Origin of the sequence: Microcoleus sp. Pol17C6, from assembly GCF_036701145.1 — a bacterium.
Taxonomy (GTDB): domain Bacteria; phylum Cyanobacteriota; class Cyanobacteriia; order Cyanobacteriales; family Microcoleaceae; genus Microcoleus.
The window spans coordinates 1-10,438 of record NZ_JAUBQH010000103.1 but is presented as its reverse complement, the minus strand read 5'-3'; the positions used below and the strand labels follow the sequence as shown (position 1 = coordinate 10,438).

Below are 10,438 nucleotides of genomic sequence, written 5' to 3'. Positions count from 1 at the left end.
CTCAACGCAGCTCATTTGTCTGTCTTACATGATTGAGCGGCTTGGGTGCGTGAAGCACCGTTTAGTCTAAACTCCAAACGATGAAGATAACTTACCCAACTCAGGAGGAACAGGTGGCTCTAACTCTTCTTCATTGAGTTCATCAATATCAAGATAGCTAATCGCTTTCAGCCAAGCCAGATAAAGTAAACGATAATCTCCCTGCAAAATTTCCTGGCGCAAACCTATCAAAGAGGATAGATTTCCTTCTCCCTCTATCCACCCAAAACCTTCGTCGTCGTCAATAGAAATTTCTAAGATGACAAAATTATTAATTTCAGAAACAACAATCTGATATTCAACGCAATATTTCTGCATCCGTTCAACATCAATCAGAGCTTTGGGAAAACGAAACATTAGTTGTAATGTTCCCCAATTAGCCATGTAAAACATGGCATCGAAGTATTGGACTAATAGTTCTTTTGGATCGCCTCTAAAATCTCCATAGCTATAAGTAAATATCGCCAGAGTAGAACTTAGTTGTACGCGACTAGAGAGTAGGCTGACCGCTTGTTGTTCAGCTTTAGTCAAGGGTCGATCGATGGTTTGAAACTCGTAGTATTGATATTCGCTCATAAAAATACATGGTAAGTGGGAAACTCACAGTCTTTAGACCTGAGAGGGTCATTATGGGTTACTGCAAATACATGGCAGAAATGGCAAAGGCTTGTTCAGGAGTACCGTAGAAACTGCCATTCTTGAACATACAAAGCTCATATTTTTCATTGCTATAGGTGTAAAAACCCAGACTCCAAGATTCTTCATCGCCAAAGTAGCGCAGCCGACACAGGTGAATAGGGCTATTTCGCATTCGTTCTAAATATTCCTCGCGAGATACGGGAAAGTCTTTGGGTGGGAAATCTGGGGGGCAATCAGGTTCTTTATAGGCATCAATGTAACAGAACTGACTGCGAAAGCGGATGTCTAGGCGAGTGTACTTGCCAGCGTAGTTAGCTGCAGCATAATCGAGAACACGCTGCTTTACCTGTTGTTGAACGGCTGGAGGGATTTTAACTCCGCCTGCATTTGGATCATTTTTCACCCAAGGGGACATTTAACTGCTCCGATACGCTACTGACAGAGTTAGTCTAATTGACTTGCCAAGTTTAGTTGCTAACATTTAATTAAACTTTAGATTTAAGTGGCTCAAGCTAGAGCTTAAGCTAACTCCAACGAACCTGTACCTGTAACTAAAACTGATCAATATACCTATCCCGCCTATCTATAGCAATCCTAAATGAGTCACAAAAATTTATCTTAATTAATACCAACTTAATCAGGATTGGTGAACCCCAATGTGTTTGCAATTGATTTAGGATTGCTATATCGGCTCGACGCTCGCCAACCAGCCAGAAAAACCGAATCTTTATTACCCGGTGCACTCACTTCAAATAATCTTGCCGATGCCGTTCATTCAAAGCTATTGCCAAAGATTGGGCATCAGAACAAATCCCAATTGCCCTCAAATATTGCCTCGACTTTGTGCAAGCCACTCTTGCACTCGCCTGCGGGTAAATGCACGTAGTCGAAACTGACACCCCATTCCAATCTGAGTAGCTAGCAACCCATCTCCAGCGTCCATTGTCCCAACACCGAACATTGACAGTGCCTCCGATTGGCCCAATTGCATACAAAGGCGTGTACATTAGAGTTGCCACGTCAGTTCCAAAGTGCATCGAGGAACAGCCGGGATCTGGTGACTTGCGAGGCCAAAATGCACTGCTGATTTGATATCCTGCAATTGTGTCTCCTAGTTGTGGAAAAGTCGCCCATTTTCCGCGCTCACTTAGGGGCATTGTTAAAACCACTTTTGCCACTGCGAGCAGTTTCGGATTGTTCTGATGCAGGTGTTCCCTGTTGATTATTAGCGATCGCTGATTGCACTGATTGCATTGATTGAACTGTTTGCATTAGTTCTAGTAAGTAGTTTGTCGTGTGATTATCAATACTCTTAAGGAATTTATAGACAGCAGAGGATTAACCGTCTACCAGTTTTGAAAACAGGCGGGGATAACCCAATCAGCGGGTTATCGGCTTTACCACAACCGTGATGTGTTGCCATCAAAGCGGGTGTTAGACAAAATATGTACAGCTTATCAAATACAACCAGGGGAGTTGCTGAAGTGGGAACCCGACAACATATCGTCCCTATAAAAGACCCAGAGCGCATCCAAGAATACGCTCTCAAGCTAGCCAGGGAAGGTAAACTTCAATATGCAATATTAGTGAATGTAGCTACCCAATTGCATCTGGCTTTGAAAACAAAAATTTTTCAGGAAACTGGGCAAGAAAAGTCTCCCTATGAGGACTTAAAAATTACCCCTAAATTAGTAGCACATCTAGAAAAACAATTTGAAAATTTCTTCACATCGGATTTCTGGGAAAAGAATGCTGAGTGGATTATGAATCACTTAGATATCTGGAATCAGGGAGAGACCCATTCAGACCTCCAGCCTGGAATGCTGGCTTTTTCTCCTGACCCCTCCTTCTCAAAATCAGAATCCTGGACAGAATCCCAGATAATTAATGCGTGTGGATATCATGTAGCCGATGAATTATTACAGCAAATAAATGTACAAAACTTATTAGCAGATGAATTAGCAAAAATATTAGAACTTGCGCCTCTCCCAGTTCCAGTAACTGAACCCCGATTATTCAATAATAAAGCGACTGTTGCCCTGCCAACAGCCGCTTTGATGGCTTCCAGTCTCCGTGCCCAGATCCGGACAGATTTATGGGGAGAGGCTGCCAGCAGTATTGCTGTTTTCCAACATCAAGCCAAGGGCCACTCTAGCAATTATATTGAGCATTACATTAGCAGCCCTGGTGACATTACCTTGCTCCCTTGGGATGAAGCCCAGCAAATTATTGATAAATTTGGGTTCACCAGTGCCAAACTGCACATGATTTTTGCAGCCCATACTATGAAACAGGAGACTCCTTGGCAAAGCCTATTTACACTAAAAGCTAGCGATATTGTCAAGGAAATGGGGTGGGATAAGAATCACAAAAAAACTCAAACAGAAAAGCTGCTAGAGATTGCGAAAACAGCCTTTGCTCTTGATTGTCTATTGGTCAAAGCTGTTTGGATTGAAGGAATGAATAAGAAAGGGCAAATTATAGCTAGCGCTCCTGTAGGGAGAATGTGGAATGTCTACATCAAACCCCAAGGTCAGTTAAATTTTGAAGGCAAGGTAGACAACCCCTATGAAGTATACATAACAGTCCAACCAGGATTGTGGACTCAAGATTTTTTGAACCGAGCTGGAGCTAAGTCGCGGGAAGCGTTATATCAATTTGGCTATCTTTCCCAACAGGTGCTAAGAATTGATCCGTACCATAACGAATTTGCCTTAAGACTAGCAATTCATGTCACGATAGAAAGCCGATTTCACACCAGTGGTAAATACCGAGTCTTAACCCTGCTAGAAGCGATTTTACCCAAACAAGAAATTGACTCAGCCCGCAGCGATCGCCGTAAAGCTTACAACTTAAAACAGAACTGGGATGATGCCTTACAACTCTTGATAACTTTGGCCTGGCAAATTCAATTTGACCCAGAAACTTATCCAGAGAGACTTCAGCCAGAAAACAAAGAAAGGAACCCAAAAGGCTACCTGGATCAGTGGCTGGCGGCCAAGCTCTTCATACTTCAGCCAGAACCCATCCCAGTCTTGGTAGCAAGCAAAGCTGAACCTCAACAATTAAAGCCTGCTTTGCCAAAGCCAATACCAATAACAAGTGCTGACCTGCGAAAAGCCCGTGAAGACAAGGGATGGAACCAGAGAAAATTGGCTGGCTGGTTGGGGGTCTCACAATCGCTGATTGCTCAGATAGAGCGTGGACAGCGGACTATCAGCCCAGAAATAGAGGCTAAATTGCTCAAGCTATTGGAAATCCAAGACTAAAGTTCACGGCGCGAGAACTACTGACAATCTTGGAGTTACCCAAGCCTCGAAGGAAGCTGGGGCTAAATTTATAACCGCCAAAGCGGTCAGGGCATTCTTAATTGCTGAAACCATTGCTGTGATTGCATTTTATTTTTGACTCCTGAATTCTGAGTCCTGCAATCCTAACTCCTGAATTCTGACTCCTGCAATCCTAACTCCTGACTTCTGCTATAGATGCGTTTGCCCTAACTAGCCCCCCTGAAGGACTCGTTTTTGTAATCAAGTCGGTGAGAGTCGTGTAATCAAAAAAAAAGTTTCAAAAATCGCCCTAAAAGCTTTGCTGTGTATGCGTTTGAGTTTGATTACAAAAATATCCACATCCCAGGACAAAATCATCCACATCCCAGGACAAAATCATCCACATCCCAGGACAATGTTTTTTCAAAACCTTTGCCCTGTCTTGGTTTCAGCTTTTGATTACAAGCCTTATAAGATCTAGAGAAGTTTAGATCAGCCAACCAACAGCCTTTTGCAAAAGGTGAGACAAAGAGTTATTCGCCTACCAAGGAATAGCTCCCGTGAAACCCTGCACAAAAAGACTGGGTGCATTTACCAAGCTCAGTCAGCCTCAACCCCAACTCACAGCCAGCTCAACCCCGCCTGACCCCTTCTGGCTGCCTTTCCATTTGACCAACACCGGGGGTGTCCAATGACATCGCCCATCTCCCCCCTGTCCGAATGGCTGGCTTCAGGCGCAGACCCCGACCTCATCGCCCTCAACGTCCAAACCCTCTTAGGCGACACCCCCTACACCTACCTCCTCTACGAAATCAACGCCGCCTCCGGCAGAGTCCACCCCGACGCACAATGGCGGTGGGCCAGAAAACACTACAGCCACATCGAAGCTGGTGGCTGGTGGTGCTCAGGCCTTGACCCCCTCAACAACTGGCAACCCATGTATTGGGGCTGCTTCAAACCCCACCAGCCCCGAAATACCTTTGACCCCAAAGGCAAAATCAAACCCGTCAAATACGAACACCCCCCCAAAAGCCCCACCAGAGCCTTCTTCCTGCAAGTCCCAGACCACATCTGGGCAAAAGTCGCAGCACGCTACGGTGTCCCCATCGACCCAGAGGATTTGGGAGATGGGGAGACGGGGAGACGGGGAGACGGGGAGAGGGAAGACGAAAATCTCTCCTCTGCCCCTAGCCCGTGCAGCCCCTCTGCGACCCCTACCTCATCCCTGAACCAGCCTCAGTTCTGGCAATGGGTGTGGGACAACAACATCCCCGTCATCATCGTCGAAGGCGCAAAAAAAGCCGGATGCCTACTCACACTGGGCTACGCCGCCATCGCCCTCCCCGGTGTCACCGGCGGTGTCAGAACCAAAACCCCTCAAGGGGAAAAATGCGACCCCTACCTCATCCCCGAACTCCAACACTTCGCCACAGAGGAACGTGAAATCTACATCTGCTTCGACCGCGACAGCAAACGCCAAACCATCCAAAACGTCAACCGGGAAATTGGCAAACTCGGCCGCCTGTTCACAGCCGCCAAATGCCCCGTCAAAGTCATCAACCTGCCAGGGCCAGAAAAAGGCGTTGACGATTTCGTGGTATCGAAGGGCTCCGATGCCTTCAGCGCCCTCAAAAATGAAGCGCAAGGCTTCCAATTCTGGCTTGATAGGGAATCATGGCTTTTAACCTATCCCGCCTCTTTAAAGCTAAATTCTCGCTATTTGGGAAAACTCCCCTATCCAGAGTCCGGGTTAGCCTGCATCAAAGCCCCCAAAGGCACCGGTAAAACCCAAGCCCTGACTAACTTAGTCTCACAATCCCTTTCCACAGGCGATCGCCGCGTGCTGATAATTACCCACAGGATTCAACTGGGCAAGGCTATCTGTGCCAGCTTAGGAATCAACTACATCGACGAAACCAGAGACTCAGCCGAGGGTCAACTGTTCGGATACGGCTTGTGCATAGACAGCCTCCACCCATTGTCTCAAGCTAAATTCAATCCTGAAGATTGGTTCGGTGCGATCGTCATCATCGATGAGTGCGAACAAGTCATCTGGCACGCCTTAAACAGTTCAACTTGCCGCGAAAACCGAGTCACCATCTTGCAAACTTTGCAAGAACTCATCCACAATGTCTTGACAAGTGGCGGCTTAGTTGTTGCCCAAGATGCAGATTTATCCGATTACAGCATTGATTACTTAATAGCCATAGCAGGCATTCCTATTTCGCCTTGGGTTGTTGTTAACGAGTGGCAGCCCAAACGAGGGCGAGATGTGACGTTTTTTGCCACTTCTAACCCGGCATCACTGTATGTTCAAATGGAGAAGATTCTCTCTCAAGAAGTCACTTGTTGTGACATTGAAAGCCGTGCTGAATATTGCCATATAAACGCTACTGAACGTAGCTCTATAAACCCTAGTAAATATCACCCTGTAGAGCTACACCGACCGCGCATTATGGTTGTAGAAGATTCACAAAAAGTCACCGGAAAATGGTCTTGTCGCAACCTGGAAACACAACTGCAACGACGCTTTCCAAATCATCGAATTTTTAGGATTGATAGCGAATCAGTAGCAGATCCAAATCATCCCGCTTATGGCTGCATTGAGCAACTCAATGCTCAGATCAAAAACTACGATATTATCATCGCCAGCCCCACGATTGGCACTGGTGTGAGCATCGATATCCGAGGTTACTTTACAGCAGTTTTTGGCATTTTTAAAGGGGTGGTACCCGTCAATGACGCTTTGCAAGCTCTAGCCCGTGTAAGGGATGAAAATGTGCCTTGGTTTGTTTGGACTCAACAATTAGGTTTCGGCAAAATTGGCAATGGCAGCGCTAGTTATCGAGCAATAATTAAATCTCAGCAGAAAGTCATTAAAACTAATATCAAACTGTTGCACGGTGTGGATTTTGACATAGATATGGCTCACGACCCGGTTCACTTGCGGACTTGGGCTTTAATGGCAGCTAGAATCAACGTTGGAATGTGGAACTACAGAGAGGCTATTTTGGAGGGATTGAAGGCTGAAGGGCATCAGATAACATTGTGTCGAGAGACTCAATTACATCGGGAGATTAAAGTTCTGCAACTGCAACAATTGGCGGCTCACAATTGCCAAGACTGGGATTTATTGGAACAGCTAACTGAGCAAGCGCAAAAATTAGAAGAGGAGTTGGAAAATTTAGAAAATGTAGCTAATTGTCTTAGTGATGAGGCCAAAGTAATCAGGGAAGAGAATAAGGTAGCTGAGGCTTTAGGGGTTGCCAATGCTGAAAACATTACTCTGTCTGAATACCTGAAATTGAAGGACAAGCGGGCTAAGACGAAGCTAGAATTAGAGAAGCAGCGTAAATATCAACTGTGGGATACTTATGGAGTGCCTATTACGCCAGAACTAAAACTCAGAGATGATGATGGCTGGTTGCCAAAAATTAGCCTGCATTATTATCTAACTTATGACCCTGAATTTGTCAGATTGCGAGATAAAAATCACTTGGCTGGACATCAGGAAAGGGGTAAAGGTAAGGTTTGTCCCCAAGATTTGCGCTTATTTACCGCAAGGGTGGAAGCACTTAAGAAATTGGGAGTGATGGAGTTCTTAAACCCAGATAAAGAATTTCGAGGGACTGACGCGCAAGTGATAGCTTTTGCTGAGCGGGTTAAGCTATGTTCTGTTGATGTGAAAGACTTTTTGGGCATCAGCGTCAATCCCAAGGCTAAGCCAATGGAGGTGGTGCAGTATATTTTGAGGGGTAAGCTGGGCTTTACTTTGCGGCGGCTTCGCCAAGAAAGGTCGGAGGAACGAGATACTAAAGGTCGGCCCAAACGCATTAGGGTTTACCAGTTTGAGTTTCCCCAGGATGGCAGGGAGGCGATTTTTGAGGTTTGGCAGCAGCGGGATAAAGAGGCAGTGTCGGCGGAAGGTGCACGAGAGTGTTTAGAAGGGGTTTCTAGTGGCACAGGGTCGGATAATAATATGGGGATATCTGAGGGTGTGTTTTCTCAGGATTTGCCTCAACAGAATGATCAGGTGGTCTCGGCCAGCACAGGGTCGGATAATAATATAGAGATATCAAAGGATGTGTTTTCTCAGGATTTCCCTCAACAAAATAATGAAGTGGAAACTGCTGGCACAGGGTCGGATAATAATATAGGGATATCAGAGGTTGTGCCGCCTCTTGGTTTATCTCAACAAAATAATGAAGTGGAAACTGCTGGCACAGGGTCGGATAATAATATAGGGATGTCAGAGGTTGTGTCGCCTCTGGATGAGGAATGGGCTCACACTACTCAAGTGTTCGGAGTGGAAGCTGCACCCGCAGAAGCATTAACAACAGAAGGGATGGGAGTTGCAGCTTCATATCAGGCGATAGAACCCGAAAATCACGCTATTCCCACTTATGAGGCAAAAGTACCCCAAATGGCACCGTCTGAGCTGAAAGTTGGTGAGGTGGTGAGGTTCTGCGGTGAAGTTCAGAAATATGTCGTTAGAGCTGTTGCAGGGGCTCAGGTAATGGTGAAATCCCTGTTTTCGGGGCAATTCGTCAACACTTACGCACACCGCTTAGAGCTTGCAGAAGGGGGGACAGGTTGACACTCTCAGGACGGGGCTTTAGACCCAATTTTGCCGTAAGATTGTGAATGCAGTCAGGTCGCCCCTATTCTATGATATTTGAATGAATCGCACGATTCCCGAACAAGAATCCCTCACCGTCGAGTTTAAGAGCGATCGCACTCGCCTACCGGACAAAGACCTGATTGAAACCGTCGTCTGCCTTGCCAATACAGACGGAGGCTCCATTTACCTCGGCGTTGAAGATGACGGTCAAATAACAGGTTTGCACCCCCAACACCAAAACCTATCCACCCTAGCAGCCATGATTGGCAACCGCACCAACCCCCCAGTCAGCGTGCGCGTTACAGCGTTGCTAGAAGCAGGTCAAACCATTGCCTGCATAGAAGTCCCCAAATCACCCCGCATCGTCGCCACCTCTGACGGACTCCTGCAACGCCGCCGCCTGCAAGTAGACGGAACACCCCAATGCGTCCCCTTTTATCCCTACGAATTTGCCACTCGCCAGTCAGACTTAGGCGTTCTCGATTACTCCTCATTACCCGTCACCGGATCGTCTGTCACCGACTTTGACCCCCTGGAACGCGAACGTCTGCGACAATTAATAGAGCGATATGGGGGCGATCGCACTCTGCTATCCTTAACCGATGAAGAACTCGACGGCGCTTTAGGGTTCGTGCGTTCTACCGATGGAATTCGCTTTCCCACCGTCACCGGACTGCTGATTTTAGGACGAGAAAGCGCCCTCCGCGAACACTTACCCACCCACGAAGTCGCCTTTCAAGTCCTCGAAGGCACCCAAGTACGAGTCAATGATTTTTACCGCACCCCCTTGCTAAAACTGTTTGAGCGAGTTATGGAACAGTTCGAGGTGCGCGTTGAAGAAGATGAAGTGCAAATCGGTTTATTTCGCGTCCCCGTTCCCAACTACGATCGCCGCGCCTTTCGCGAAGCCTCAGTCAATGCCCTCATCCACCGAGATTACACTAAATTGGGAGCCGTTCACATCCGCTGGGAAGATTACGGAATTACCATCAGCAACCCAGGGGGTTTTGTTGAAGGTGTCACCTTAGATAACCTGCTAGTCGTAGAACCCCGACCGAGAAACCCCTTTCTAGCCGATGCCATTAAACGCATCGGACTCGCCGAACGAACTGGACGCGGTGTAGATTTAATCTATCAGGGGTTATTGCGCTACGGAAGATCCGCCCCTGATTATCGAAGCACAAACTCTCATTCAGTTGCCGTCAGACTGCCAGGGGGGGAAGCCGACTTAGGACTGTTGCGCGTAGTGATTGAAGAGGAAAATCGCCGTCAAAGCCCACTCCCCGTTGACTCTTTAATCGCTTTAGGACAATTGCGACAAGAGAGGCGGTTAGACACGGCTACTCTCGCCCGTGCCATTCAGCGAGATGAAGCGATCGCCCGCAGCGTGTTAGAACGATTAGTTGAAGCTGGTTTGGTAGAAGCGCGTGGTGTCAAAAAAGGACGCACCTACACCCTTAGCCCCTTAGTTTACCGAGAACTGGGACAATCCGCTGATTACGTTCGGCAAGCTGGCTTTGAACCCATTCAGCAAGAGCAAATGGTGCTTCAATATGTAAGGACTCACGGCAGAATTACCAGAAAAGAAGCTGTGGAACTTTGTCGTATCAGCGAAGACCAAGCTAGTCGCCTGCTGCGGAAGTTGACTGATGCCAACCAGTTGAAATTAGAGGGTCAAGGCCGCGCGTCATATTATGTTGTTTTCTCGCTATAAAACACGCGATGCGCCTTTTAAACACGCGCCGCGCCTTTTAAACACGCGCCGCGCCTTACTATGACATGAGTTTAATCAAAACTGTAGTTTAGACTAAAAAATGAGCGCAGCTAAAAGTAGCTACCTTTGAATCTTAGGCAAGCTGTTGCTCAAAAA

7 protein-coding genes are annotated in these 10,438 nt (G+C 46.9%); 4 read left to right on the top strand and 3 right to left on the bottom strand.

The window, feature by feature from the left end:
• Positions 1-66: 66 nt before the first annotated feature.
• The 3 genes from QUA25_RS27895 to QUA25_RS27885 all read right to left on the bottom strand — a co-directional run bounded on the left by QUA25_RS27895 (position 67) and on the right by QUA25_RS27885 (position 1,835).
• Positions 67-615, bottom strand: a complete 549-nt coding sequence (locus tag QUA25_RS27895) for a hypothetical protein (RefSeq protein ID WP_333042863.1) — start codon at positions 613-615, stop codon at positions 67-69.
• A gap of 58 nt (positions 616-673) precedes the next feature.
• Positions 674-1,093, bottom strand: coding sequence for a hypothetical protein (locus tag QUA25_RS27890; RefSeq protein WP_333042862.1), 420 nt, complete (start codon positions 1,091-1,093; stop codon positions 674-676).
• A 328-nt stretch (positions 1,094-1,421) separates the two neighbouring features.
• Positions 1,422-1,835, bottom strand: coding sequence for a hypothetical protein (locus QUA25_RS27885; protein ID WP_333042861.1), 414 nt, complete (start codon positions 1,833-1,835; stop codon positions 1,422-1,424).
• 256 nt (positions 1,836-2,091) lie between these two features.
• Here QUA25_RS27885 and QUA25_RS29610 point away from each other — a divergent pair, with 256 nt between their 5' ends.
• From QUA25_RS29610 to QUA25_RS27870, 4 genes are all read left to right on the top strand, one after another.
• Positions 2,092-2,193 carry a helix-turn-helix domain-containing protein gene (locus QUA25_RS29610; protein WP_445242232.1) on the top strand — a complete coding sequence of 34 codons (102 nt, stop codon included), beginning with the start codon at positions 2,092-2,094 and terminating at the stop codon, positions 2,191-2,193.
• Positions 2,163-3,947: a helix-turn-helix domain-containing protein gene (locus QUA25_RS27880; RefSeq protein ID WP_445304897.1), complete on the top strand. Its 1,785-nt coding sequence runs from the start codon at positions 2,163-2,165 to the stop codon at positions 3,945-3,947. Before QUA25_RS29610 ends, QUA25_RS27880 begins: the two co-directional genes overlap by 31 nt.
• Before the next feature lie 691 nt (positions 3,948-4,638).
• On the top strand, positions 4,639-8,544 hold the full coding sequence (locus QUA25_RS27875) for a plasmid replication protein, CyRepA1 family (RefSeq protein WP_333042859.1): 3,906 nt from the start codon (positions 4,639-4,641) through the stop codon (positions 8,542-8,544).
• Positions 8,545-8,626: 82 nt separating this feature from the next.
• Positions 8,627-10,282: an RNA-binding domain-containing protein gene (locus QUA25_RS27870; RefSeq protein ID WP_333042857.1), complete on the top strand. Its 1,656-nt coding sequence runs from the start codon at positions 8,627-8,629 to the stop codon at positions 10,280-10,282.
• Positions 10,283-10,438 lie beyond the last annotated feature (156 nt).

What these genes read in the sequence shown, in the direction of transcription:
- QUA25_RS27870 (WP_333042857.1), top strand. Translation starts at nt 8,627, where the DNA reads ATGAATCGCACGATTCCCGAACAAGAATCCCTCACCGTCGAGTTTAAG.
- QUA25_RS27895 (WP_333042863.1), bottom strand. Translation starts at nt 615, where the DNA reads ATGAGCGAATATCAATACTACGAGTTTCAAACCATCGATCGACCCTTG.
- QUA25_RS27875 (WP_333042859.1), top strand. Translation starts at nt 4,639, where the DNA reads ATGACATCGCCCATCTCCCCCCTGTCCGAATGGCTGGCTTCAGGCGCA.
- QUA25_RS27885 (WP_333042861.1), bottom strand. Translation starts at nt 1,835, where the DNA reads ATGCCCCTAAGTGAGCGCGGAAAATGGGCGACTTTTCCACAACTAGGA.
- QUA25_RS27890 (WP_333042862.1), bottom strand. Translation starts at nt 1,093, where the DNA reads ATGTCCCCTTGGGTGAAAAATGATCCAAATGCAGGCGGAGTTAAAATC.